This window comes from Marinococcus luteus, assembly GCF_034497705.1.
GTDB classification, from domain to species: Bacteria; Bacillota; Bacilli; order Bacillales; family Marinococcaceae; genus Marinococcus; species Marinococcus luteus_A.
Genome location: NZ_JAXRUV010000002.1, coordinates 340,481 through 364,249, shown reverse-complemented (window position 1 = coordinate 364,249; position 23,769 = coordinate 340,481). Strand labels below are relative to the sequence as shown.

The following is a 23,769-nucleotide window of genomic DNA, read 5'->3' as shown; positions in this document are numbered from 1 at the left end:
TCTATTCCATAGATTCATCTGTCCCCAGTATATCACTCCCTGCCAAAAAACTATATACGCTTACATCGCTTTTTATTGATGAACCGGACGTCCCGCGAGCGCAGACGCGCCTTCAAACAACGCCTCTGATAGCGAAGGATGCGCATGTACCTGACTGCTCCATTCTTCGGTGGTGCCTTCAAGATGGATATAGGCGGCCGGCTCTCCGATCATTTCGGTAACGTGGGGGCCGGCCATCACAACGCCTAGAATCTCGCCGAACATTTCCCGGGAAATGATTTTAACAAAACCCCGGGTCTCCCCCATCGTCATTGCTTTGGCGTTACCCTGCAGCGGTACAGTTTTTACTTTAACATCGCTGTACCTCTCTTTTGCTTCCTGCTCAGACAGACCCACAGATGCTATTTCCGGGACGGTATAAATGCACCTTGGCACGAGCGAGAGATCCATGGAAGGCTCAGCGCCCGCAGCATGCTCTGCTGCAAGAATGCCCTCGGCACTTGCCGCATGGGCAAGCTGCCATCCGCCGACAATATCCCCCGCAGCATAAATACCCGGGACCGATGTCTGCATCGAACCGTCCACCGCTACAAATCGGCCGTCCATGCGTAATTGAAGGTCTTCAGCTGCCGCGATGACAGGCGAACGCCCGGTGGAAATAAGCAGCATATCTGTTGTGAGCTCGCGGTCGTTTCCCGAGGAGTCCTGCACGTTGACGACTGCCTGATTTCCCTGCTGCTTGACAGAAGTAACCGACGTGCCTGTAAGAGTAGTCACTCCTGAGTCTTCAAGTGCCCCGGCCAGCATTTTCGCAGCATCTTCATCCTCCTGTGGTATCAGCCGTTCAGCCGCTTCAATAACTGTCACCTGCACCCCGAGTGACTGATACAGGCAGGCATATTCAGTACCAATGAATCCCCCGCCAACGATGGCCATTGACGAAGGAAGCGACTGGCGTTCGTAAATCGTGTCACTCGTATAATGTTCAGTATCTTCAAGACCGGGAATAGGTGGTACTGCCGGCACAGAGCCTGAAGCAATGATGACGGCTCTGCCTGTGATCACTTTTTCCTCTCCATCTTTATTCGTGACAGTCACCTGTTTGTTCACATGAACTGCCCCGCGCCCCTGAAACACCTGAATACGTCCTTTTTTCATCAATGACTGGACTCCCTGGCGGAGCTGCTGAATGACCTTATCCTTCCGTTCGAGCATGTCCCCGTAGCGCAGATGAAAGCCTTCAACCTGGATGCCGTAGTCAGAAGCGTTTCGTACGTAGTTCACTGCTTCAGCGTGCTGGAGAAGCGTTTTGGACGGAATACACCCGCGATTTAAGCAGGTGCCTCCGAGTTCGCGGTCTTCGACAAGCGCCGTGGACTGACCGAGGCCGGATGCCCGGAGAGCAGCAACGTACCCTGCTGGGCCCCCGCCGACGATCACTTGATCAAACGTTTCCATTGATCCACCTCTTTCTAGACAAACAGCTGGTACGGCTGTTCGAGCATTTGTTTGAAGTCTGTTAAAAATGCAGCAGCCGGTGCCCCATCAATAATACGGTGATCGAAGGAAAGACTTACGGCCATCATCTGGCGCACCGTGATTTCTCCGTTTATTACTACCGGCTTCTCCTGTATACGCCCGACACCAAGAATAGCCGCTTCGGGCTGATTAATAATCGGGGTGAAATGGTCAACTGCATACATCCCTAAATTACTGATCGTAAACGTACTGCCCGAAAGCTCTTTGCCAGGAAGACTTCCGTTCCGGGCTGCCGCTGTTACCCGCTTTGTTTCAGCAACTAAATCTGCAAGCCCTTTTTCTTCTATATGACGGATCGCCGGCACCAGAAGTCCGCGGTCTGTGGCGACGGCGAGGCCCATATGCACAGATGACTGCTTCGTAATGCGATTGTTTGTCATGGAGGCATGTACATCCGGATGCTTCTGAAGGGCCCGCGCGCCGACAAACATTAACAGCTCGGTCACTGACAGCCGCTGGCCAGTCTGTTTTTCTATAACCGGAAGCAGCTGGGCCCGTAATTCCATGGCAGCTTCCATATCAATTTCCGTATTGAGAGTCACGTGGGGAACTTCGCTTGCACTCTGCTGCATCCGTTCTGCCACTACCTTCCGGATGCCCTGAAGCGGCTCAGAGTGAAGATCCTCTTCCACCGGTGGCGCGGTGACATCGGCCCGCGTAATTTTACCGTAGCTTCCGCTCCCTTCCACAGCAGAAAGATCCACGTTATTTGCTTCCGCTTCCTTTTTAGCAAGTGGCGTAGTGCGCACCTGCTGCTTGTCTGCAGCGGCTTGAACATCAGCAGCGTGGATGCGCCCCCGCGCTCCGCTCCCCTGTACAAGGGAAAGCTCAACACCCTGGTTACGTGAAAGCTTCCGGGCTGCCGGAGTCGCCCGTACGTCTTTGCCCCCGCCGGCCTCCCCTGTAGTCGCTTCTGCCCGGGACAGCTCTTCCGGGGCTGCCGGAACACTTTCTGCTTCTGTCTTATCTTCAGCACCAGGGGTTTCCTCCGGCACCTGCTCGCCTTCTTCACCAATATAACCGACAATGCCATTTACCAGCACTTCATCGTCTTCATCGTAGTAGCGTTTCAGCAGGACGCCTTCTTCATACGCTTCTACTTCAATATTTATTTTATCTGTCATTACTTCTAAAAGCGGTTCTCCAACTTCCACCGGGTCGCCTTCCTGCTTAAACCACTGCAGAACTGTCCCCGTTTCCATCGTGCTGCTTAATTTGGGCATAAATACTTCTTTTGCCATAAGAGCCTGCCCTCCTTTACCGGCGCTGGACGCTGTCGCGCGCCGCCTGCATAATATCATCCACCTGCGGAACCATTGCTTTTTCAAGTGCCGGGTTATACGGCACAGGAATTGGCAGCGCCCCGAGCCGGCGGACTGGAGCATCCAAATAGTCAAAGGCTTCGCTTTCTGCGATCATGCTCGCTATCTCACCGCCGTAGCCGCCTCTTTTAACGGCTTCATGCACTACGATTACTTTTCCAGTTTTTTTAACGGAGTCCACGATTGTTTTTTCATCGAGCGGCACGAGGGTCCGCGGGTCAATCACTTCAACTTCAATACCTTCCTCAGCCAGCTTTTCAGCCGCCTCGAGCGCTTTATGCACCATCACAGCGGTCGCAACAATCGTTACATCTGTCCCGGCACGCTTCACGTCCGCCTCTCCAAGAGGAATCGTATACGCTTCCTCCGGAACGTGCTCTTCGGTTTTGTACAGTAGCTTATGTTCGTAAAAGATCACGGGGTTCGGATCAGCAATCGCTGCCTTTAAAAGCCCTTTGGCGTCTGACGCCGTAGACGGCTGCACTACCTTCAGGCCGGGCACGTGAGCCACCCATGCTTCAAGACTCTGTGAATGCTGGGCTGCTGCCCCTGTTCCCGAGCCTGACGGCGTTCTCAGTACCATCGGCACGTTTCCTTTGCCGCCGTACATATACCGCAGCTTCGCTGCCTGGTTGGCCAGCTGATCCATCGCGATCGTAATAAAATCAGAAAACTGCAGCTCTACGACGGGCTTCATGCCAGTAAGAGCCGACCCGATCGCGGCACCGGTAATAGCCGCCTCGGAAATAGGGGTGTTGCGTACCCGTTGCGGTCCGAACTCTTCAATCATTCCTCGGGTGACGCCGAAGGCCCCGCCGTATACTCCGATATCCTCCCCAAGAATGAAAACGTCCTGGTCTGCACGCATTTCCTGTGATAAGGCTTCCCGAACCGCTTCGGCAAAGGTGATATTCCGTTTTGTCTTATTGTCGTTTGAAGAATTTACTGCGCTCGACTGCATCGTCAGGCACTCCTTTCTATATTAAGCATAGACATCCTCAAGCAGTGTATCCGCAGAAGGTTCGGGACTCTGTTCCGCAAATTCCACCGATCGTTCAATCTGGGCTTTCGTTTCTTTCTTCACCGTTTCGGCTTCTTCTGATGTGATAATCCCACGCTCGATCAAGGCCTCCTGGAAAAAACGGATCGGGTCTTTATCCTTCCATTCTTTTTCTTCTTCTCTTGTCCGATATTTTTTCGCATCGCTTTTGGAGTGGCCCTTCCACCGGTACGTTTTCGCTTCTATGAGAACCGGGCCGCTTCCGTTTCTTGTATACTCCACGGCTTCTTTCATAACCGTCATGACCTCGGGAAGATTATTGCCGTCAACGACATAGCCCGGAATACCGTAGCCGGAAGCACGATCGGCAATATTTTCGATTTTCACCATATCCTTGACCGGGCCGGACATGCCGTACTGGTTGTTTTCGCAGACAAAGATGACCGGAAGATCCCAGATAGCAGCCAGGTTCACTGCTTCGTGAAAACTGCCTTCATTTGCTGCCCCGTCCCCGAAGAAGCAGACAGTAATGTACCCTTCCTGGCGCATCTTTGAAGTAAGTGCTGATCCTACGGCTAAAGGAATGCCTCCTCCGACGATACCGTTGGCACCCAGGTTGCCTTTTTCAACATCTGCAATATGCATGGACCCGCCTTTGCCTTTACAGTAGCCGGTTTCACGGCCAAATAGTTCTGCCATCATCCGGTCCGGGTCTGCACCCTTAGCGATGCAGTGCCCGTGGCCCCGGTGAGTGCTCGTGATTTTGTCTTTATCTTCAAGCATCGCACATACCCCCACAGCCGAAGCTTCCTGTCCTACACATAAGTGAGTCGTACCGTGAATCATGCCTTTGGCGAAAAATTCATCTACTTTTTCATCGAACCAGCGAACGGTCCACATCTGCTCGAGCCAATTGACCAGCTTTTCCTTCGGCTCTTCCCAAACCCAATCTGCCTGCGTCACAATAACGCCTCCCTTTTACATTTGTTCTTTATTATGACCTTTGTAAACATAATAGCCTTATTTCATTCGTTCGTCAACTAAACATCTGTAAAATATCGTTGATTTCAAAATATTGTTTCCGCTTTCATAAATTCAGCTGATTTTTGCAATTGTAGTATTGTGAAACATTTGTTTACTGCAAATAAAAAAAGAGACGCCGTTACGTCTCTTTTCCTTGCCGTTCTTTAATTTCTGCCTGGTGGCTTACAACGAGCTCCACCACCTGCCTGACATGTTCGTCATCAAGAGAATAATACACAGTTCTTCCTTCCTTCCGGAACTTCGTCAGTCCCAGCTTATGCATATACCGAAGGTGATGGGACGCGGTAGCAATAGAGGAATCAATAACCTCGGCAATACTATGTACACTCAATTCCGGAGTCAAAGCCAGCGCCTGGGCAATCTGCATCCGCTTGCCGTCAGCGAGTCCCTTCAGCATATCTGTCATAATATCAAGCGATCGCTCCTGAATCTGCTGCTGGATCCAGCCTACATTTGCCTGCGTTTCTTTGTCTTCGTTTGGCATTTCTGTTCACCTGCCTGATCGTAATCATTCTTATTTCAATTGTACGCTTTCTTTATCTGCTTTCAACCGATCTGCTTTATTTTTTTATATACGGACTGTCTGTTTTCTATACTCAGGCAGCTTTGTTCTTTTCTATAATACAACGCAATGCGCAGGATGTATCCATACATAGCACTCCGGCAGCATTTCCGGCTTTTATATATGCTGAATCTACCATGGAATAAATAAGAACCGCGCGCGGCTTCGCAGGAGAGACCATTGACTGATACAATCCCTGCTTCATTTGAAGAAGCATATAAAAAATATACTCCGCTCGTCAAACGAATGATTACACGCCTCCGTATTTATCAAGAACAGGAGGAATATATGCAGGCCGGATACGTAGGATTATGGAAGGCCTACTCCACCTTTTCTCCGGAAAAGGGTGCTTTTCCGGCGTACGCTTTCACCCTCGTGCGTGGGGAGATGCTGATGATGCTTCGCAAAGAAGTACGGTTTTCCGAGCGGCATCAGCTGTTTGATGACCACGAGCCCTTTGAACAGTCATCGGAAATGGAGGACCGCTTTGAGCTTGAAGCTTACTTTCCCCTTCTTTCGGCACGGGAACGAACCTGGCTCATTGACTTTTCCGTATATTCCCTTCCTATACGTGATATTGCCGCGAAACACGGGGTAGCGGCCTCTACGGTCAAATCATGGCGAAAATCCGCTTTGCGCAAGCTGCGTGCCTACGCTGATGAAAAGCAGCTGGGTTGATGTGCCTTAGGCGGGGTGCAGGTGGAGAAAGCTTTTCTATCTGTCCAGTTCCATCCACTGCCGGCTCGAGGTCGCTGTCTCCTTCCTGCAAAATGAAAAACCATTTCGCGGAAGGCGGACAGCGCTTGTCGCCGGCTTTCAAGTGGATAGAACTTTTCTTTGTATGATACAATTTAAATGCTGTTACCAGTAGAGAAATAAATGGAACGATAAATACATAGGAGTGATGTTATTGTGGCTGAGTCATTGACCATTGAACGTACAAAATCTCCGAAAACGAAGCCGGATTTTTCTCAGCTCGCTTTCGGAAAAAACTTTACCGACCATATGTTTGTCGTGGATTATGTGGAGGGAGAAGGATGGATTGATCCAAGAATCGTACCTTATCAGCCGCTTACCATGGATCCTTCGAGTCTTGTATTTCATTACGGACAGGCGGTCTTCGAAGGAATGAAGGCCTATTATTCCGGCGGCAATATTATGCTTTTCCGCCCGGAAAAAAACTTCGAACGCCTGAACCAGTCCAACCGCCGGATGAGCATTCCGGAGATCGACGAGCAGCTGTTGATAGATTCTTTAAAGGAGCTTGTTTCGCTTGAGCGCGACTGGATTCCACGCGGAGAAGGACAGTCGTTGTATATCCGCCCGTTTGTAATTGCGACGGAAGCAAGTCTCAGCGTGAAGCCGTCCTCCTCCTACAAACTGCTGATTATTTTAACGCCTGTTGGCTCTTACTACGGCAGTGGCGGCGATGCCATGAAGCCGGTCAGCATCTATGTGGAAAACGAATTCGTCCGCAGCGTCCGCGGCGGCGTCGGATTCACCAAGACCGCCGGCAACTACGCAGCCAGCCTGAAGGCCCAGGAGCAGGCCGGAAGCGCCGGGTACGACCAGGTGCTGTGGCTGGACGGTGTAGAGCAGCGCTATATTGAAGAGGTAGGCAGCATGAATATTTTCTTTAAAATCAGCGGGAAGGTTGTAACTCCTGCGCTGAACGGAAGTATTCTTGAAGGGATTACCCGCGACTCCGTCATTGAACTGCTGCATTACTGGGAGATTCCTGTAGAAGAACGCCGCATCGATATGGAAGAAATACGTACGGCATACGAAGCAGGCACGCTTGAGGAAATTTTCGGCACCGGCACAGCAGCGGTCATTTCTCCTGTAGGCAAGCTGCGCTGGGACGCCCAGACCTATAAAATCAATAATGAAGAAACCGGGCCACTGGCCAAGCAGCTATACGATACGATCACCGGCATTCAGACCGGAGAGAAGGAAGATGTGCTGCACTGGACCCGGACGGTATAAAATGGATAAACAACGGCTCTCCATCACGGAGGGCCGTTTTGTTCTGAATGAAATTCTTCCGTTTTTCATATTGTATGATAGAATATACCTACGCATCTTTTACAAGTGATACCCGCACGGAAAGAGGAGGAGGGAAGGATTGAAACAATTAGCGCTTTCTTTACGCGATGGCCGTATGCTCAGTATTTCCATGTTCGGTGATCCAGACGGAACACCTGTCCTTTATGTACACGGAGTCGGAAGCTCCCGGCTTGAAGCCGCAATTGGAGAAGAAGCTGCTGCTTCCAACTCTCTTCGTATTATTTCTGTTGACCGCCCGGGCTACGGCCTGTCCACTCCTGATCCTCATGGTACTTTTCTGCAGTTTTCCAAAGACATCGATGAGGTAATGAATCATTTTGAAATTCAGCGCTGTTCCTTGATCGGTGTCGGCTGCGGAGGTCCATACGCAGCAACCAGCACCAGTCTTCTGAAGGGGCGCATCAGCGAGCTCCATTTAGTTGGTTCACTCGGTCCCACGGAGGATCCTGAATTGTTTCGTTTGCTCGATACCTCCTTAAAAGCACCGCTGCAAACGATTCAGGAAGCGCCGGAGCTTTTACGCAGCCGGTGGGAGCAGACGAATATGGAGGATAAAATCTTCCAGACGGAATCCGAACAGCTTTCCAGGGAAGAACAGCAGTACGTGACTCCGTTTATTCTGGATAAGTGGAGGTTTGCGGTTCAGGAATCCGCCCATTCTGCTGAAGGCTTCCTCCGGGATCTCCAGACGCTCATGACACCCTGGGCCTACCATTTGGAAAACATCGACACGCCGGCTTACATCTGGGCGGGTGAAGAAGACGAAATTATCCCCCTCCGGCACGCGGTATACCTTGCCAACCATATCGAGCGCTCCACCCTTGAAACGTTTCCCGGCATGGGTCATATCGCGACAGAGGTTCTCGGCATCAATACAGCTCTTCAGCAGATCAGTAAAAACCGCGCACTGTCATAAAACGAAGCCGCCCCGATAAAAGGACGGCTTCGTTTATTGTTTAGCGGATAGCTTTTAAAATAAAGCTTAGAATGACGACAAAAATAATCGCACCAATTAACGCCGGGAAAATCGCAATACTGCCAATGACCGGTCCCCAAGAACCAAAGATGGCCCCGCCGATCCAGGCACCAATAATACCTGCAATAATGTTACCCAAAATGCCGCCTGGGAGGTCTTTGCCCAGAATTAAACCGGCAAGCCAGCCGATCAGACCGCCGACGATAAGAAATAGTATAAATCCCATTACATTGACTCTCCTTTCATTATCTCGTCCAGACTTTCTTTTTCCCGTAACAATTTATATCCAATCTCTTTTTATACAAAAAAACCGGCCTTTCTTTTCGAAAGCCGGCAAACTTATTTTTTTATCTCTTGTGAACCGCCAGTGCATCTACGCATCATATTTAAAAGAGGTTGTCTTTTAGCTCCAATTAAACCTACTACTTCTGCACTCAATTGAATGAGAATCAACAGGAAAATAAATATGATCACAGCACTCCATAATGTGACATTGGAAAATAGCAGCGCTGAAGCACCAAAAAAGATACCTATAGTGTAAATTATTAGAACTGTCGCCCTATGACTGAAACCCATTGCTAACAAGCAATGGTGCAAGTGTCCCTTGTCAGGCGACATAATACGCTGCTTGTTTAAAAACCTTCTTATAATCGCAAAAAGCGTATCAAATATTGGCACTGCAAGAATTAATACAGGAGCGATTAAACTGAACAAAGTCACACTTTTGAAAAAACCCATCAGTGAGATTATTGCTATAGAATAACCAAGAAATAAAGAACCTGTATCACCCATAAACAGTTTGGCTGGGTGAAAATTAAATATCAGAAAAGCCATTGTGCTCGCAATTAATACTACAGCAATTGAAATGACTGCTACATGTGCCAACGGGTCTATGATAGCCATTACTAATATAGTAGATATAGCAATTGTAGCTATGCCCCCGGCTAATCCATCTAAACCGTCAATTAAATTAATGGAATTCATCACACCTATAATCCAAAGTAAAGCCATTGTAGAACTTAAAAAACCCAATTCCACTCTGCCAATTAATGGGACTTCTATAAATTCAATGGTTAAACCTGAACTAACTACTACTATCGCAGCTATTAATTGAATTAAAAACTTTAATTTAGCATTTAAAGTAAAACGATCATCCAACAGCCCCATTATTATGATCATAGCCGCCCCAATACCAATTTGAGGAAGGTATTCACTTTCCACCTGCAGATAGATACAACCAGCTATCGTTCCAAGAATAATGGAGAGTCCCCCTACCCGGGGCATTGACTTTAAGTGGACTTTTCTTTCTTCGGGTTTATCTATAAATCCAAATTTACCAGCGTAACGAATGATAAGGGGATTCGTCAGCAATGCGACAGTAAAGGCTATTACAAAAGCTATCGCGTACTCCCAAAGGCTCATTGAGTCATTCACCCACTTTATTCTGCTCTTTTGTAAACCTATTTCATTGTAGGCATATCTTTCTTAACTTACAATACCCGTTCTTGAAATTAGGTAAAACTTCATCTAATCTCCCTAACGAATAAGACGTAAGTTAAAATAAAAGGTTTCATTAATTTAAGAATATAACAAAATATCTTAAGAACTCTCTAAATAGAAATACTAGTCTCAAAGTTGCTTCATCTATTATAACATAATAAAATTAAAAATTTTAGAAAATTCTGGTGGGCTGTGATCAGTGTTAAACATACGAAAATAAACCGTCTCATTAATCACATACCGAAAAAGGACTGCAGCTTGAACGGTCGCTGCAGTCCTTTTTACTATTGAATCGCAAACATCAGGTCCGCTTCTGCAACGACCTTGCCGTCCACGGAAGCGGTGCCTTTTCCTTTAACGATGGAGCGTCGCTGTTTAGTGACCTCCATTTCGAGGCGCAGCTGGTCTCCCGGCTTCACCTGTCCTTTGAACCGGCATTCATCAATCCCTGCAAACAGGGCGAGCTTTCCTTTCATGTCTTCCTGCTGCATCAGCGCGACGCCGCCGGCCTGGGCGATTGCTTCAATAATAAGCACTCCCGGCATCACTGGATAGTCAGGGAAGTGCCCATTGAAAAATTCTTCGTTGGCGCTGACATTTTTAATGCCTACTGCCCGCTCTCCGGGTTCTACTTCGATAATTTTATCGACAAGCAGAAACGGATAGCGGTGGGGAATAATCTCTTTGATTTGTTCTGTTGAAAGCATCATTTTTTCCTCACTTTTTATGCTAATTTCCTCGGGTTAACCGATAAATCTCCAGCCAGGTCGATGGGTTTAAAGCCTGAAAAGGATTGCCTCCCCCGACCGCATAGCCGATCATCAAGCCGATAATCGAGCAGACAAAAGCCAGGACTAAAATAATAATCAGCCAGTGCCACCAGAGCAGTTGCTGAAGACGAGCACGCACCTTTTGCGCGCCTCTTTTCAGCTGCTCTTTTCTATTCGGTTTGGAAGTCCTCGTATGGTTGTCCTGATTGTTCATATGTACTATCTATGCTCCCTTAACCGCAAAGACTTATCGAATACTGTTAATTAATCCAAGCATCTGGTCTCCCTGCGTCAACGCGCGGGAATTAAACGAGTATTGTCTTTGGGCATTCATCATATTTACTAATTCATTCGATAAATCCACATTAGACTGCTCGACCATCCCCTGCTTTACGCTGGACGGGTCAGCTTCTATAACCATATCATCTTCCGCTGCCCCGAGTCCATCTAAATCCTCAAAACGATACCGATTGCCCCCGACAGACGTTAACGCCTGCGGACGCTCCACCTGTACTACGCCAAATGAACCAAGATTCACTGTGTCAGCGGCCGCCGTTACAGCTGTCAGTTCCCCGTTTTCCTGCATCGAAAACTCCGAAGCCCCTGCCGGGATATCAAATCTTCCTCCGGCTTCGTTTAGTACAAATCCGCCGTTCTGATCAACGAGCGTATAGCTGCCGGGCACTTCCGGGTTTTCTGACAGATACAGCTGCCCGTCTTTAGTATATTCAACTGCCCCGTCCTCTGCTTCTATCTGGAAAAAAGCATCCCTGTCTTCAAGCGCAAAATCGAGTTCCCGTTCGCTCTCTTTTAGCGAGCCCTGATCCATGCGAAGCGCTGTCTGGCCGACTGCTGCGCCGCCACCGGTCCGTATTCCGGGTGGAGTAAGCCGTCCAGTACCGTTTTCCGGCATCGGCATGTTGTCCTCCTGCTGGTACATCATTTCGCTGAACGTCGCCTGTCGTGATTTAAACCCGGCTGATTCCGCGTTGGAGAGGTTGTTGCTGATAGTATCCATCTGCTGCTGGACAGACCCCATGGATTGAAATGGTATACGTAATCCCGAATACATGCTGTGTTCCTCCTGAATTCTGTTTTATGTGTTCCCAGTATAGTTAACCAAGCCGCCCCACTTCATTCACAGCCTTTTCCATGCTGCGGTCATACGTCTGCATCACCTTCTGATTGGATTCAAACATCCGGTACGCTTCCATCAGCTCTGTCATCGTCTGGGTGGAATCGGTATTGGACTGTTCGAGAAATCCCTGTTTCATCTGATAGCGGACGTCTTCGTTTCCTGCAGCAGCGCCAAGCTCCTCCTCCGCTTCAAAAAGACCCGCTTCGGTTTTGACTAAATCGTTGGTGTCCGGTACATACGCCACTCCCAGCTGACCAGCTTCCCCGCCGTTTTCAAGCAGCACTGTGCCGTCTTCAGTAATTTGAAAATTTTCGTTTCCGGTTTCCACAGGCGCGCCTTCGTTACTTAGTATATACTGCCCCTCCGCTGTCGTTAAAAACCCTTCTGCATCCACTGTCCAGTTGCCGTTCCGGGTATAGGCCGTTCCGTCTTCCCCCTGGACCGTGAACAGTACTGCCCCGTTTTCATCCGGCACCTCTGCCTCAAGCAATGCAACATCGGCTGGCGCGTTCGTTTCCTGCAGTTCTCCCGGAGTAAACGAAGGAGCCTGGTCCTGCATGTATACGCCTGTGCCAAGTGAGCCGATCGTATGCGGCCCTTTTCCTGCATTTTCCGCATGCAGCAGCTGCTGGGGAAACGTCCGGATCGCGCTTTGATCGGATTTGTAGCCCGGTGTGTTGGCGTTGGCAATATTATTGTTCAGCATATCCGTTTTTCTTTGCTGGGCTGTCATCCCCGACGCAGCGTTATAAAAACCCCTCAGCATAATTGTATTCCCCGTTTCCGTAAATGTAGGCCGAATATAAACCCGGCAGGGCATGCTTGCTTCTCCAAATCGTATACATTTATAATTAGTTCTATTTTACCACACAAGCATGAACTGAGGAATATAAGCCTGCATTTAGTGAAGTATATCCTATTTCAACGGATACTATATACCTACTCTTAAAGCATAAAAAGACCACCACTGAATAGTGATGGCCTGTGTTATTCAAAACTTAGGAGCGCTGGGCTGTTTTCAAGGAAGTGTCTGCTTCCTCGTCTGCATTTACACGTTTTACATTTGCGCCAAGACTCTGAAGCTTTTTATGAAAGTCTACATAGCCACGGTCAAGGTGACGGAGCTCTGTTACCGTTGTTTCTCCCTCTGCTACGAGACCAGCAACAATCAAAGCGGCGCCTGCACGGAGATCGGTAGCAGACACTTCAGCTCCCTGCAGTTTTTTCGGACCGCTGATGATAGCCGTGCGCCCTTCAATTTTGATACTTGCATTCATACGCTGGAATTCTTCTACGTGCATAAATCGGTTTTCAAAAACAGTTTCTGTAATAAGACCGGTGCCCTTTGCCTGGGTTAGAAGCGCCATAAACTGCGCCTGCATGTCTGTTGGAAAGCCAGGATGCGGCATCGTCTTAATATCAACCGGCTTTAAAATATCTGGGCCGGTGACGAGCATGCCCGCATCGCTTTCTTCAATTTCCACACCCATTTCTCGCATTTTTGCTACAAGTGGGCGTAAATGTTCGTGCATTGCACCTTCAATGAATACTTCGCCGCCGGTGATCGCAGCAGCAATCATAAAGGTGCCTGCTTCGATCCGGTCCGGAATAATCGTATGCTCCGCTCCGGTTAATTTATCTACACCTTCAATGCGGATGGTGCCGGTTCCGGCGCCGCGTACTTTGCCACCCATAGCGTTAATAAAGTTAGCAAGATCCGTGATTTCCGGCTCTTCTGCGACGTTTTCAAGCGTTGTAGTACCTTCTGCAAGAGCAGCGGCCATCATGATATTTTCCGTAGCGCCAACGCTTGGAAAATCGAGATAAATGCGTGCTCCCTGCAGGCGTTCTTCTACCTTCGCTTCAATATAACCATTGCCGATCTCAACGTGGGCGCCCATCGCTTCAAAACCTTTCAGGTGCTGATCGATCGGACGAGAGCCAATCGCACATCCCCCCGGAAGTGCAATATGGGCGATTCCTTTTCTTGCCAGAAGCGGCCCCATGACGAGAAACGAAGCCCGCATTTTGCTGACATACTCAAACGGGGCCTCTGTGGAAAGGTCTCCGGTAGCGTCAGCCGTCCATCGGTGGTGTTCGTAATTAACCTCTGTTCCGACATGGCGCAGAACATTGGAGATCGTGTCTACGTCTGCGAGCGGCGGTACATCATAAAGTGTACTTTGCCCTTCTTCTGCCAAAAGAGTAGCTGCAATAACAGGCAGAACCGCATTTTTTGCTCCTTCTGCCTTGACGGACCCCTTTAGGCGTCTGCCTCCCTGTACAATAATTTTATCCAATTTAATTCCCTCCGCTATACTTATGCATATTATCTTTTTGTGCTGCGTGCTTTACCTAAAAGAGCTGTGCTTTTCTTTCGTTCATTTGTCTAACCTTTTCATTAGTCGCTTCCCGTCTCAAAACGTTACAGGGGTAAAGAGACAGTTTTTCCGTGTCCATTTCAGCAGCATCGATGAGTTTCATACAGAATCCTTTACCCGCTCCCGCATTTTCGTAATCTATTATGACAAAAGTGTGAAAAACAGGTAACGAAGATACAAAGAAAAATCAAAATAATCGATAAAGAAGCTGCTTACAGAGTAGCTGATTGCAATAGCGAACAATATAATCAGAAGTCTTCCCTTCAGGCTTTCCGGCCTCCGGATAAAAACGTCAAACCGAAATGCCTGCAGACACCACCAGGTCAGGATAAAAAAAGAGAGATGAAGCAGGATATGTATTAGTGCTTCCTGGCCGTCCGGATTCATGCCATCATGCCTTTCTTTGTTGCTGTACAACGTTCTTTGCAAATTTTGGGCCACATTTCAGAATAATCAAATGCATCAGGGAAAACAAGAGACAAAGGTTCTACTACTATGTGCGGCGATCATTGGAGTCACGAGGTCTTGTACTATTTTTATGAAAATTTGTATAACTATAAGCATGTTTTATTATAAAGGATTCGTAATCAAACATCTATAGTTCTATCTTCTTTAGAAAAGGAAGATACTGTTTTATTTAATTTCACTATTGCCTGCCGGTTACCATACGCATGTAAAACAAAAGAACCGTTTCTCCTTTTGGAAAAACGGTTCTTCAGGTGTATCTTTATGAGCCTTCGAAAACCTTCAGGCGGGTATTGGCCCGTTTTAACGCAAGGCGTGCCCGCATGATGTCAATTTCCTCTTCATTTATCCGGCCCAGGCGTTCTTCCGCCCGCTCTTTGGCGATGCGGGCTCGTTCCGGATCGATCTCTCCTGGAGTTTCTGCAGATTCCGCCAGGATATTAACGGCGTCAGAGCGGACTTCTACGAATCCTTCACTCACAGCCAGTAATTTCACCTTATTTTCATACTTAATGCGGACTGCATCAATCTTTAGAGGAGCCACGGTTGGAACGTGGCCGGGGAGAATCCCCATTTCGCCACTTTCCGCTCGAACACTGACCATCTCTACTTCTCCATCAAAGACGGACCCGTCCGGAGTCACTACGCTGAGATGCATCGTTGCCATCTGTGTTCTCCCTCCTCCGTGTCGTCCTTAGGACATAGTTTTTGCTTTTTCCACTACATCTTCAATCGGGCCGACAAGACGGAAGGCGTCTTCCGGTACGTCATCGTGCTGCCCGTCAAGAATTTCCTTAAATCCACGCACTGTATCCTGTACGGATACGTACGTACCCTTCTGGCCGGTAAACTGCTCTGCCACGTGGAAATTCTGTGATAGGAAGAACTGAATGCGGCGGGCACGGTTTACCGTGAGCTTGTCTTCTTCGGAAAGCTCTTCCATACCGAGGATGGCGATAATATCCTGAAGTTCATTGTATTTCTGGATAGTTTGTTTCACCTGCTGGGCGACATCGTAATGCTCCTCACCGACAACCTCCGGTGCAAGCGCACGTGATGTGGAAGCGAGCGGATCCACAGCTGGATAAATACCCATTTCTGTTAGTCGGCGCTCCAGGTTGGTTGTCGCGTCAAGGTGGGCAAACGTTGTTGCCGGTGCCGGGTCCGTATAGTCATCGGCCGGCACATACACTGCCTGAATCGACGTAACCGATCCTTTTTTCGTGGAAGTGATACGTTCCTGCAGCTGTCCCATTTCAGTCGCAAGCGTTGGCTGATACCCAACGGCGGACGGCATCCGGCCGAGGAGGGCGGATACTTCCGAGCCTGCCTGAGTGAAACGGTAAATGTTGTCGATAAAGAGAAGCACATCTGCCCCTTCTTCATCACGGAAATGCTCTGCCATTGTCAGGCCGGTCAGAGCTACGCGCATCCGGGCACCTGGCGGCTCGTTCATCTGGCCGAACACCATGGCTGCTTTATTGATAACGCCGGAATCGCTCATTTCAAAGTAAAGGTCGTTCCCTTCACGGGTACGCTCCCCTACCCCTGCAAACACGGAAATCCCGCCGTGCTCCTGGGCAATGTTGTTAATAAGCTCCTGGATAAGTACGGTTTTCCCTACGCCGGCACCACCGAACAGACCAATTTTTCCGCCTTTTACGTAAGGGGCAAGCAGGTCTACAACTTTAATGCCTGTCTCAAGCACCTGCGTTTCCACAGCGAGCTCGTCAAATTGTGGCGGCTTACGGTGGATCGGCTTGCGTTCGACGCTGTCCTCCACCTGCTCTTTCATATCAATAGGTTCACCAAGAACGTTAAATACGCGGCTCAGCGTGTCATTTCCAACCGGAACCGAAATGGACCCTCCTGTGTTGGTCACTTCTGTTCCGCGGATTAAACCGTCTGTCGAAGACATTGCGATCGTCCGCACAGAGTTGTCGCCCAAATGCTGCGCAACTTCGAGAGTAACTTCAATTGCATCCTTATTTTCGGTGGCCGGCTGTGATACGCGGAGCGCGTTGTTTAGTTCCGGAAGCTGACCGCTTGGGAACTGAACATCAATAACCGGTCCCAAAATCTGAGTAATTCGACCGTTTTCTTCACTCATTGTAATTGTTCCCCTCCTTACTGTCCGGCTCGGCCGGACGAAATGATTCTTCTATTCAAGCGCAGCTGCACCGCCGACGATTTCGGTAATTTCCTGCGTAACGGCCGCCTGGCGGGCACGGTTGTAGGAAAGGGTTAAATCATCGACCATGTTGTTGGCGTTATCGGTTGCTGCACTCATCGCTGTCATCCGGGCCCCGAACTCACTGGCTTTGGCATCAAGCAGGGCGCCGTAGATTAAGCTTTCCGCATACTGCGGAAGAAGCTGCTTTAAAATCGCTTCCGGCGAAGGCTCGTATTCGTACTGGGCCGTGCCTTTGCTGTCCTCTTCGCTTACTTCCTCCGTCAACGGCAGCAGTTTCTTTTCTGTTACCTTTTGCTGGATCGGGTTAATGAAGTGGTTGTACCAGATATACAATTCATCCACGTCTTCATTTGCGTACAAATCGACGGCAAGACGCGTAACGTTTTTAATATCATTAAAGGACGGCTGGTCCGGCAGGCCCGTAATTTCATCGAACATCGGGATACCGTAACGTTTTAACAGGTCCCGCCCTGTCCGGCCGATTACAATCACACTGTATTCGTCCTTTGACTGGTGACGCTCCCGCAGCTTTTGCATTAAGTCCCGAAGAATGTTCGAGTTATATGCCCCTGCAAGCCCCTGATCTGTAAATATGGCAATATAGCCGGTCTTCTTTACAGGCCGTTCTTCAAGCATGGGATGGGAGATACCGCTGCTGCCGGCAGCGATACCGGAAACAACGTCTTTAATTTTTTTCGTATACGGCTCATATCGCTGAGCATTTTGCTGGGCCTTATTCAGCTTCGACGCAGAAACCATTTCCATGGCACTTGTAATCTGCTTCGTTTTTTTCGTCGACTGGATACGGCCTTTAATTTCTTTTAAGGAAGCCATCTGTTCACCACCTTTTGAACCTTTTTACGTTCGGCACTCTTTATTTTGAAGGGTTAAATGACTTCTCAAACGATTGAATCGCCTGTTTAAACTCTTCTTCGTCCGGAAGTTTTCCAGTGTCACGAATACCTGCCAAAAGCTCTGAATGACTTGATTCAAGATACGCAAGCAGTTCTTTTTCGTAACGGCGGATGTCGTCTGTCGGGATGTTGTCCAGGAAGCCTCTTGTCAGGGCAAACACAATTGCTACCTGCAGCTCCATACGAAGCGGCTGGTGCAGCCCCTGTTTGAGTACTTCTACTGTTCTTCCCCCGCGGGCCAGTTTGTCCTGCGTCGATTTGTCCAGGTCGGAACCGAACTGGGAGAAGGCTTCAAGTTCACGGAACGAGGCCAGGTCCAGACGGAGCGTACCGGATACCTTTTTCATTGCCTTCGTCTGAGCCGAGCCGCCGACACGGGATACGGAAATACCCGGGTTGATGGCCGGGCGGACGCCGGAGTTGAAAAGGTTCGCCTGCAGGAAGATCTGGCCGTCAGTGATGGAAATCACGTTTGTTGGAATGTAGGCACCTACGTCCCCTGCCTGGGTTTCAATGATTGGAAGAGCGGTCATTGAACCAGCGCCTCTCTCATCACTCAGCTTTGCTGCACGTTCGAGCAGACGGGAGTGAAGGTAAAAGACGTCCCCTGGGAAGGCTTCACGGCCCGGCGGGCGGCGAAGGAGAAGGGAAAGTTCACGATAGGCGTTCGCCTGTTTTGTTAAGTCATCATACACAATAAGCACGTGCTTGCCTTTGTACATAAACTCTTCGCCCATGGAAGCTCCGGCATACGGAGCCAGGTAAAGCATTGGTGCAGGCTCGGAAGCTCCGGCGTTTACGACAATCGTGTAATCAAGCGCGCCTTTCTGGCGGAACGTATCCACGACTTCTGCCACGGTGGAGTCCTTCTGTCCAATCGCTACGTAAATGCAGATAACGTCTTCGTCCTTCTGGTTCAAAATCGTATCGATCGCAACTGCCGTTTTACCGGTCTGGCGGTCGCCGATAATAAGCTCACGCTGGCCGCGGCCGATAGGAATCATTGTGTCCACGGCTTTAATACCTGTCTGGAGCGGTTCGGATACCGACTGACGGTCCATAATTCCCGGTGCTCCGCTTTCAATTGGACGGGATTTGGTCGTGTTTGTAGAGCCAAGTCCGTCTACAGGCTGGCCAAGGGCGTTAACTACACGTCCGAGCAGCTCTTCACCAACCGGCACTTCCATGATGCGGCCGGTCCGTTTGACCTGGTCGCCTTCACGAATTTCTTCATAGGCACCGAGAATAATAATACCCACGTTGCCTTCTTCAAGGTTCTGCGCCATACCCATGACGCCGTTTTCGAATTCCAGAAGTTCACCGGCCATCGCGTTGTCCAGGCCGTAGGCGCGGGCGATACCGTCCCCTACCTGAATGACGATGCCGACTTCTTTGGACTCTGTCTCCGCTTCAAACTGTTCAATCTGCTGTTTAATTAAAGAACTAATTTCATCGGGTTTGATACTCACCAGGATTCACCCCATTCATGATAAATTCGTTTGCGTTATATTACGCTGCAAGCGGTCTAGCTGACCTTGAATGCTTCCGTCAAAAATTGTATGTCCAATGTGCACCTTCATGCCGCCAATGAGCGAAGGATCCACTCTGTTTTCAATATAAAGCTCGCGCTTTCCGACCCGCTGGGCAAACTTGCGGGAGACTGCCTGCTTCTCTTCATCCGTTAATGGCTTCACGGTATAAACGACCGCGTTGGCAATGCCGAGACGGTCGTTAATCAGAGCAATTACTTCCACTGCCACTTCATCAATCAGGTGAAGCCGTTTCCGGTCAAGCAGCACATTCAGCATTGAACGGCTGCGCTCACTCCAGGAACCAAATGTACTCGCAATAAAAGACTGCTTTCTTTCACGGCTGATCGACGGGTATCTGAAAACCTGAGCAATCTCCGGGTGAGCGTGAAATACTTCGAGCATCGCTTCCCATTCCTGCTTGGTCTCTTCAAGAGCATCGTGTTCTTCCGCGCTCTTTAACAATGCACGGGCATAGCGTTTCGCCAGGGTTGGATTACTCATAAGCGACCGCCGCTTTCCTGTACGTATTCCTGAATCAGTTTTTCCTGTTCTTCTTCATCTAATTCTTTTTCAATAATTTTCGTCGCAATTAACACAGAAAGCTGGCCGACCTGGGCACGAAGCGCTTCCACTGCCTGCTCCCGCTCTCTCGTAATATCAGCGAGGGCATTGTCTTTCACACGGTTGGCTTCTTCGTGGGATTCCCGGATAATTTCCTTGGACTGCTCCTGAGCTGTTTTACGGGATGTTTCAATGATGGACTGCGCTTCTTCACGCGCTTTCTCCATTTCCACCCGCTGCTCTTCTAAATATTTTTCCGCTTCCTGACGGTGATTTTCCGCTGTCTCTATTTCATTGGAAATGTGATTTTCACGTTTTTTCATCTGTTCCACAATTGGACCCCAGGCGAACCGACGAAGCAAAAGCAGTAAAATGAAAAACGTAACAAGTGAGAAAAGCACATCAGCTAACGCAAATGTAGATGGCAAAAGATTTCACTCCTTTCTTAGATATACAAAAGGAATGGCGAAGCCAGTTCCCCCACTCCGCCATTTTGCTTCCCTTTCCAAAACGTATGTTTATTGGAAAAGCGTAATAAAACCAACAACGACTGCGATGATCGGAACTGCCTCAACAAGACCGATACCGATGAACATAAGTGTCTGCAATCTGCCGCCAAGCTCCGGCTGACGGGAAGTACCGTCGATCGCCCCTTTGATTACGATTGCGTTACCAATACCTGCACCAATTGCTGCTAAACCTGCTGCGATTGCAGCTGCTAAAAGACCCATGTGCAAATCCTCCTTAAATTAGTTTAAAACTATATTGTTGTTTCGTTGTTTCTGCAAATGCTGCTGTGATTAATGATCCGTTTCCACTTTGTGCGAAATGTAGACCATCGTCAGTACCAGGAAGATAAACGCCTGGATAAAACCGATAAACAGGCTGTATCCCTGCCAGGCAACCATTGGAATAATACCAAGAGCGGTACCGACTGGAAAAGCTGTACCCACCGTCGCCAGAAGCGTCAGCAGTATCTCTTTGGCATAAAGATTGCCGAAAAGCCGTGCCCCGAGTGTCAGTGTGTTGGTGAATTCTTCAAGAATGTTAATCGGAAATAGAAATTTCTTTGGCCGGAAGTAGTTCTTTCCGTACTCCTTCGCTCCGCGAAGCTTGATGCCGTAGAAGTGTGAAATCACAATTACCATGACAGCAAGTGTCATCGTCACCACCGGATCAGCGGTCGGTGATTTCCACCAAAGCACGTGGGTTTCCTCATTAATCAGCATGAACGGAATCCCAAGCATGTTCGCTACCAGTATGAACAGGAAGATCGTAATTCCAAGGCCAAAGAAGCGCTCCCCGGTTTTCCAGTCCATGGTGCTTCCAATCATATTGCGGACGAATTCAATAATCATTTCAAATGCGTTCTGCATACCGGTTGGTTTCATAGAAAGAGTCCGCGCACTCACCACACCAATGATAAACACAATGACTGCCGCAATAGTCAGCATCATGATGTTGGAAAGATTAGCATGGAAACCCGGTATTCCAAACACATCATAGACGTACGGCGATTCGTGCTCTATATTCAAGTCTCAGTCACCCCTTTACTATGTTAGTCGATTGTGCGCTGCAGCTAAAAAACTACTTTTCTTTGCTGAAGTGAACGGATAAAGCATAAAGCAGCAGATAAGGACTGAACAATCCAATCACAAGGTAAAGCAGACGGAATTGTTCCGGAAACCGGACATAGAGCATAGCAATGACTACTCCTACTGCAAGCCTTGTGGCCATGCCAAACGGAAAAATCTTTTTTTCCGCGAGTACCGCCTTCTGGATTCGTTTTGTCTCCCGATGGGCGTGCCAGATGTTAAAAGCTCCTCCGCACGCTCCTGCAAATAAGCTCACTGCTTCCTGCCGGAACGTTGGAATCAGCGACGGAGCACCAAACAATACAAGCATTCCAGCCAATCCTATAAATAACGAGCGGAGATACAAGCTTGTATCATTCATGCGCGGGCCACCTTTTCCTCCATAACAGACTGATTAGTCCGTTAATACACTACGAAATCCATTGAGAGAATTTTTACACAACTTTATGTAACGTAGTTGTCCCCTGCATGTTTTAGGCAAAAAAAAGAAACAATTGCGTGAATCCTGCCGTTTATGAAGGAAATACAAATTTCTCCCATATGTAAACCTTATCATACGTTCTTCATCATCGTACAATAGCCGCCACATGATGTCAATGGACGAAATTAATAAAAACCCTGTATTGTCGCGTGTTTCAGGCATTTTTTATTTTGTGTCTATTAAGTGACATTTTCATATCTTCAAGCCAGGAAAAAGCTGGGCAGAAGGCATGAACGTTCTCTAACTGCCCTGCCTCATTAACAGAACGCCCTTTTACAAATCAAAGAGCTTTTCCGCACATACGGGAAAAGCTCTCTCATCTATTATTTCGTGCCGAATAAACGGTCTCCTGCGTCCCCGAGGCCCGGAACAATGTAGCCTTTGTCGTTTAACTTCTCATCCATCGAAGCCAGGTAAATGTCCACGTCCGGATGTGCTTCCTGAACGAGTGCCACTCCTTCAGGCGCTGCGATTAAACACATGAGCTTGATATTCTGGGCTCCGCGTTTTTTCAGGCTGTTCAATGCCTCAATAGCAGAACCACCTGTCGCAAGCATCGGATCAATCACGATAAATTCCCGCTCTTCGACATCACTCGGAAGCTTCACATAATATTCTACCGGCTGCAGCGTTTCCGGATCCCGGTACAGCCCGACGTGCCCTACTTTTGCCGCCGGAATCAATTTGATGATGCCGTCAGTCATGCCGAGTCCTGCGCGCAAAATCGGCACCACTCCCAGCTTTTTGCCTGCAAGCGTATAGGATTTGGCCGGTCCCACCGGAGTTTCCACCGTTACTTCCTGAAGCTGAAGGTTTCTTGTAATTTCAAACGCCATCAGGGTGGACACTTCATCGACAAGCTCCCGGAATTCCTTCGTTCCTGTTGAGACGTCCCGGATGAATGTAAGTTTATGTTGAATGAGCGGATGATCCAGTACATGTACATTTCCCATAAGTATAGTCGGCTCCTTTTTCCCCGGCGTCAGCCGGTGCTTATTAACCCATGTCCCTATCGAACATATTCTTTAGAAATTCTACCTAAAAAGCGTGATGGATTCAAGGTTATATGAAATGACAGAAATATGCCGCAACTTCTGAGTGCTGCTGAAAATAACAGCAGCGCCCGGGTGCACTGCTGCAGAGGTTTATTTTAAATTGTCTTCAATGTATTTTACCGTTTTGCGCAGCTCTTTCGGTCCCGGTCGGCCGAATGGATTTGTCTGACGGTGCTGGTATAAAAATCTGCCTTCTTCGTCGATCAGAAAATATGCAGGCTCCCCGTGAGCTCCGTGATCTTCATACGGCGCTTCCGAGCTGTGATAAAAGACGCCGTAATCGTCGAGTACCTTCAGTGCTTCGTCGACGAGCACCGGGAACGTGAGCCTGTATTCTTCGGTCATCGTACGCAGATCCTCGGGATTATCGGTGGAGATGGCTGTAATATTTACATTATTATTTTCAAAAAAACTGCGGTGCTCTTCCCAGGCCTGCAGCTCTTCCTTACATACCGGGCACCATGAACCCCGGAAAAACACGAGCAGCTGCCATCCCTTGCCTATTTTTTCTTCGAGTTTAAATTCTTCGCCGTTCACATCAGCAAGCGTGAACATCGGCGCTTTTTCATTTAGTGCAAAAACCATTTGAACTCCTCCTTTTCCCAATCTACATATACCCTAACACACTTGCATTCACCCCTGAAAAACAAAGAGTTCTTCCAAAAATGATAAA

28 protein-coding genes are annotated in these 23,769 nt (G+C 48.7%); 3 read left to right on the top strand and 25 right to left on the bottom strand.

All coding sequences use genetic code 11. The features are described 5' to 3' along the window. Positions 1 to 72 precede the first annotated feature (72 nt). The 5 genes from lpdA to Q9M42_RS05920 form a co-directional block, all read right to left on the bottom strand. A complete protein-coding gene (gene lpdA, locus Q9M42_RS05940; protein ID WP_322525588.1) occupies positions 73 to 1,458 on the bottom strand; it encodes a dihydrolipoyl dehydrogenase in 1,386 nt (461 codons plus the stop codon). A gap of 14 nt (positions 1,459 to 1,472) precedes the next feature. Beyond that, the gene (locus Q9M42_RS05935; RefSeq protein WP_322525587.1) at positions 1,473 to 2,780 is read right to left on the bottom strand and encodes a dihydrolipoamide acetyltransferase family protein; all 1,308 of its coding nucleotides are present in this window, start codon (positions 2,778 to 2,780) and stop codon (positions 1,473 to 1,475) included. A 16-nt stretch (positions 2,781 to 2,796) separates the two neighbouring features. Continuing rightward, on the bottom strand, positions 2,797 to 3,822 hold the full coding sequence (locus Q9M42_RS05930) for an alpha-ketoacid dehydrogenase subunit beta (protein WP_322525586.1): 1,026 nt from the start codon (positions 3,820 to 3,822) through the stop codon (positions 2,797 to 2,799). Between the two features lie 21 nt (positions 3,823 to 3,843). Continuing rightward, positions 3,844 to 4,761, bottom strand: coding sequence for a thiamine pyrophosphate-dependent dehydrogenase E1 component subunit alpha (locus tag Q9M42_RS05925; RefSeq protein WP_322525646.1), 918 nt, complete (start codon positions 4,759 to 4,761; stop codon positions 3,844 to 3,846). 262 nt (positions 4,762 to 5,023) lie between these two features. Further along, the gene (locus Q9M42_RS05920) at positions 5,024 to 5,389 is read right to left on the bottom strand and encodes an ArsR/SmtB family transcription factor (protein ID WP_322525585.1); all 366 of its coding nucleotides are present in this window, start codon (positions 5,387 to 5,389) and stop codon (positions 5,024 to 5,026) included. A gap of 258 nt (positions 5,390 to 5,647) precedes the next feature. Here Q9M42_RS05920 and Q9M42_RS05915 point away from each other — a divergent pair, with 258 nt between their 5' ends. The 3 genes from Q9M42_RS05915 to Q9M42_RS05905 all read left to right on the top strand — a co-directional run bounded on the left by Q9M42_RS05915 (position 5,648) and on the right by Q9M42_RS05905 (position 8,450). Further along, positions 5,648 to 6,145, top strand: coding sequence for a sigma-70 family RNA polymerase sigma factor (locus tag Q9M42_RS05915; protein ID WP_322525584.1), 498 nt, complete (start codon positions 5,648 to 5,650; stop codon positions 6,143 to 6,145). Between the two features lie 231 nt (positions 6,146 to 6,376). Next, a complete protein-coding gene (locus tag Q9M42_RS05910) occupies positions 6,377 to 7,453 on the top strand; it encodes a branched-chain amino acid aminotransferase (RefSeq protein WP_322525645.1) in 1,077 nt (358 codons plus the stop codon). Positions 7,454 to 7,592: 139 nt separating this feature from the next. Then, a complete protein-coding gene (locus Q9M42_RS05905; protein ID WP_322525583.1) occupies positions 7,593 to 8,450 on the top strand; it encodes an alpha/beta fold hydrolase in 858 nt (285 codons plus the stop codon). Between the two features lie 40 nt (positions 8,451 to 8,490). On the opposite strand, the gene Q9M42_RS05900 is transcribed toward Q9M42_RS05905, so the two are convergent. From Q9M42_RS05900 to Q9M42_RS05805, 20 genes are all read right to left on the bottom strand, one after another. Continuing rightward, positions 8,491 to 8,736 (bottom strand): GlsB/YeaQ/YmgE family stress response membrane protein, encoded by a 246-nt coding sequence (locus Q9M42_RS05900; RefSeq protein WP_322525582.1) that lies wholly within the window; start codon positions 8,734 to 8,736, stop codon positions 8,491 to 8,493. A 113-nt stretch (positions 8,737 to 8,849) separates the two neighbouring features. Further along, positions 8,850 to 9,932: a glycosyltransferase family 4 protein gene (locus Q9M42_RS05895; protein WP_322525581.1), complete on the bottom strand. Its 1,083-nt coding sequence runs from the start codon at positions 9,930 to 9,932 to the stop codon at positions 8,850 to 8,852. 362 nt (positions 9,933 to 10,294) lie between these two features. Further along, entirely contained in the window at positions 10,295 to 10,717 is a 423-nt protein-coding gene (fabZ, locus tag Q9M42_RS05890; RefSeq protein ID WP_322525644.1) for a 3-hydroxyacyl-ACP dehydratase FabZ, read from the bottom strand. 22 nt (positions 10,718 to 10,739) lie between these two features. Then, positions 10,740 to 10,994, bottom strand: a complete 255-nt coding sequence (locus tag Q9M42_RS05885) for a DNA-directed RNA polymerase subunit beta (protein WP_322525580.1) — start codon at positions 10,992 to 10,994, stop codon at positions 10,740 to 10,742. Between the two features lie 33 nt (positions 10,995 to 11,027). Continuing rightward, a complete protein-coding gene (locus tag Q9M42_RS05880) occupies positions 11,028 to 11,852 on the bottom strand; it encodes a flagellar hook-basal body protein (RefSeq protein WP_322525579.1) in 825 nt (274 codons plus the stop codon). 43 nt (positions 11,853 to 11,895) lie between these two features. Further along, a complete protein-coding gene (locus Q9M42_RS05875; protein WP_322525578.1) occupies positions 11,896 to 12,684 on the bottom strand; it encodes a flagellar hook-basal body protein in 789 nt (262 codons plus the stop codon). A gap of 232 nt (positions 12,685 to 12,916) precedes the next feature. After that, the gene (gene murA, locus Q9M42_RS05870; protein ID WP_322525577.1) at positions 12,917 to 14,218 is read right to left on the bottom strand and encodes a UDP-N-acetylglucosamine 1-carboxyvinyltransferase; all 1,302 of its coding nucleotides are present in this window, start codon (positions 14,216 to 14,218) and stop codon (positions 12,917 to 12,919) included. 55 nt (positions 14,219 to 14,273) lie between these two features. Further along, on the bottom strand, positions 14,274 to 14,402 hold the full coding sequence (locus Q9M42_RS05865) for a hypothetical protein (protein WP_322525576.1): 129 nt from the start codon (positions 14,400 to 14,402) through the stop codon (positions 14,274 to 14,276). A gap of 38 nt (positions 14,403 to 14,440) precedes the next feature. Then, positions 14,441 to 14,716, bottom strand: a complete 276-nt coding sequence (locus Q9M42_RS05860) for a DUF1146 family protein (RefSeq protein ID WP_322525575.1) — start codon at positions 14,714 to 14,716, stop codon at positions 14,441 to 14,443. 310 nt (positions 14,717 to 15,026) lie between these two features. Beyond that, positions 15,027 to 15,431: a F0F1 ATP synthase subunit epsilon gene (locus tag Q9M42_RS05855; protein ID WP_322525574.1), complete on the bottom strand. Its 405-nt coding sequence runs from the start codon at positions 15,429 to 15,431 to the stop codon at positions 15,027 to 15,029. Between the two features lie 27 nt (positions 15,432 to 15,458). Then, positions 15,459 to 16,874, bottom strand: a complete 1,416-nt coding sequence (gene atpD, locus Q9M42_RS05850; RefSeq protein WP_322525573.1) for a F0F1 ATP synthase subunit beta — start codon at positions 16,872 to 16,874, stop codon at positions 15,459 to 15,461. A gap of 51 nt (positions 16,875 to 16,925) precedes the next feature. Beyond that, a complete protein-coding gene (gene atpG / locus Q9M42_RS05845; RefSeq protein WP_022794571.1) occupies positions 16,926 to 17,792 on the bottom strand; it encodes an ATP synthase F1 subunit gamma in 867 nt (288 codons plus the stop codon). A 40-nt stretch (positions 17,793 to 17,832) separates the two neighbouring features. Further along, entirely contained in the window at positions 17,833 to 19,341 is a 1,509-nt protein-coding gene (gene atpA, locus Q9M42_RS05840; protein ID WP_322525572.1) for a F0F1 ATP synthase subunit alpha, read from the bottom strand. Between the two features lie 15 nt (positions 19,342 to 19,356). Beyond that, positions 19,357 to 19,905: a F0F1 ATP synthase subunit delta gene (locus Q9M42_RS05835; RefSeq protein ID WP_322525571.1), complete on the bottom strand. Its 549-nt coding sequence runs from the start codon at positions 19,903 to 19,905 to the stop codon at positions 19,357 to 19,359. Then, a complete protein-coding gene (gene atpF / locus Q9M42_RS05830; protein ID WP_322525570.1) occupies positions 19,902 to 20,393 on the bottom strand; it encodes a F0F1 ATP synthase subunit B in 492 nt (163 codons plus the stop codon). The genes Q9M42_RS05835 and atpF overlap by 4 nt, the downstream gene beginning before the upstream one ends. Positions 20,394 to 20,483: 90 nt before the next feature. Continuing rightward, a complete protein-coding gene (gene atpE, locus Q9M42_RS05825) occupies positions 20,484 to 20,696 on the bottom strand; it encodes a F0F1 ATP synthase subunit C (protein WP_022794575.1) in 213 nt (70 codons plus the stop codon). 69 nt (positions 20,697 to 20,765) lie between these two features. Then, a complete protein-coding gene (gene atpB / locus Q9M42_RS05820) occupies positions 20,766 to 21,494 on the bottom strand; it encodes a F0F1 ATP synthase subunit A (protein WP_440972312.1) in 729 nt (242 codons plus the stop codon). Positions 21,495 to 21,552: 58 nt separating this feature from the next. Further along, on the bottom strand, positions 21,553 to 21,921 hold the full coding sequence (locus Q9M42_RS05815; RefSeq protein WP_322525569.1) for an ATP synthase subunit I: 369 nt from the start codon (positions 21,919 to 21,921) through the stop codon (positions 21,553 to 21,555). 443 nt (positions 21,922 to 22,364) lie between these two features. Beyond that, entirely contained in the window at positions 22,365 to 22,994 is a 630-nt protein-coding gene (gene upp / locus Q9M42_RS05810; RefSeq protein WP_091613161.1) for a uracil phosphoribosyltransferase, read from the bottom strand. A 192-nt stretch (positions 22,995 to 23,186) separates the two neighbouring features. Then, positions 23,187 to 23,681: a peroxiredoxin family protein gene (locus tag Q9M42_RS05805; protein WP_322525568.1), complete on the bottom strand. Its 495-nt coding sequence runs from the start codon at positions 23,679 to 23,681 to the stop codon at positions 23,187 to 23,189. Positions 23,682 to 23,769 lie beyond the last annotated feature (88 nt).

Coding starts and splice junctions, on each gene's coding strand:
- Q9M42_RS05805 (WP_322525568.1), bottom strand. CDS start 23,681: ATGGTTTTTGCACTAAATGAAAAAGCGCCGATGTTCACGCTTGCTGAT.
- Q9M42_RS05930 (WP_322525586.1), bottom strand. CDS start 3,822: ATGCAGTCGAGCGCAGTAAATTCTTCAAACGACAATAAGACAAAACGG.
- Q9M42_RS05855 (WP_322525574.1), bottom strand. CDS start 15,431: ATGGCAACGATGCATCTCAGCGTAGTGACTCCGGACGGGTCCGTCTTT.
- Q9M42_RS05935 (WP_322525587.1), bottom strand. CDS start 2,780: ATGGCAAAAGAAGTATTTATGCCCAAATTAAGCAGCACGATGGAAACG.
- Q9M42_RS05900 (WP_322525582.1), bottom strand. CDS start 8,736: ATGGGATTTATACTATTTCTTATCGTCGGCGGTCTGATCGGCTGGCTT.
- atpG (WP_022794571.1), bottom strand. CDS start 17,792: ATGGCTTCCTTAAAAGAAATTAAAGGCCGTATCCAGTCGACGAAAAAA.
- Q9M42_RS05875 (WP_322525578.1), bottom strand. CDS start 12,684: ATGCTGAGGGGTTTTTATAACGCTGCGTCGGGGATGACAGCCCAGCAA.
- fabZ (WP_322525644.1), bottom strand. CDS start 10,717: ATGCTTTCAACAGAACAAATCAAAGAGATTATTCCCCACCGCTATCCG.
- Q9M42_RS05925 (WP_322525646.1), bottom strand. CDS start 4,761: ATGTGGACCGTTCGCTGGTTCGATGAAAAAGTAGATGAATTTTTCGCC.
- Q9M42_RS05895 (WP_322525581.1), bottom strand. CDS start 9,932: ATGAGCCTTTGGGAGTACGCGATAGCTTTTGTAATAGCCTTTACTGTC.
- Q9M42_RS05865 (WP_322525576.1), bottom strand. CDS start 14,402: ATGAAACTCATCGATGCTGCTGAAATGGACACGGAAAAACTGTCTCTT.
- lpdA (WP_322525588.1), bottom strand. CDS start 1,458: ATGGAAACGTTTGATCAAGTGATCGTCGGCGGGGGCCCAGCAGGGTAC.
- upp (WP_091613161.1), bottom strand. CDS start 22,994: ATGGGAAATGTACATGTACTGGATCATCCGCTCATTCAACATAAACTT.
- Q9M42_RS05885 (WP_322525580.1), bottom strand. CDS start 10,994: ATGAACAATCAGGACAACCATACGAGGACTTCCAAACCGAATAGAAAA.
- Q9M42_RS05835 (WP_322525571.1), bottom strand. CDS start 19,905: ATGAGTAATCCAACCCTGGCGAAACGCTATGCCCGTGCATTGTTAAAG.
- Q9M42_RS05920 (WP_322525585.1), bottom strand. CDS start 5,389: ATGCCAAACGAAGACAAAGAAACGCAGGCAAATGTAGGCTGGATCCAG.
- Q9M42_RS05880 (WP_322525579.1), bottom strand. CDS start 11,852: ATGTATTCGGGATTACGTATACCATTTCAATCCATGGGGTCTGTCCAG.
- atpE (WP_022794575.1), bottom strand. CDS start 20,696: ATGGGTCTTTTAGCAGCTGCAATCGCAGCAGGTTTAGCAGCAATTGGT.
- atpD (WP_322525573.1), bottom strand. CDS start 16,874: ATGAGTGAAGAAAACGGTCGAATTACTCAGATTTTGGGACCGGTTATT.
- Q9M42_RS05815 (WP_322525569.1), bottom strand. CDS start 21,921: ATGAATGATACAAGCTTGTATCTCCGCTCGTTATTTATAGGATTGGCT.